Consider the following 252-nt stretch of genomic DNA (forward strand, 5'->3'; position numbering starts at 1 on the left):
GCCCGGCCCAGGCGCGCCAGGCGCTGCGCACGGCAAACACCCAGATCACCGCGCCCGCATAGACGGCAAAGCTCAGCAAGGTGCCCGAGATCGCCGCCTGCGTGCGGTCTGCGGGCAGGGCCAGCACCTGTCTCTTATACACATCTCCGAGCCCACGAGACGCTGACGTTGATCGCGTATGCCGTCTTCTGCTTGAAAAGGGGGGGGGGGGGGGGGGGGGGGGGGGGGGGGGGGGGGGGGGGGGGGGGGGGG

1 protein-coding gene is annotated in these 252 nt (G+C 72.6%); it reads right to left on the reverse strand.

The window, feature by feature from the left end:
* A partial coding sequence (locus JHD82_RS30240; protein WP_233174975.1) for a DUF3649 domain-containing protein occupies nucleotides 1-252 on the reverse strand: 252 nt, incomplete at both ends.

Origin of the sequence: Delftia sp. ASV31 (assembly GCF_016428765.1) — a bacterium.
GTDB classification, from domain to species: domain Bacteria; phylum Pseudomonadota; class Gammaproteobacteria; order Burkholderiales; family Burkholderiaceae_C; genus Comamonas; species Comamonas acidovorans.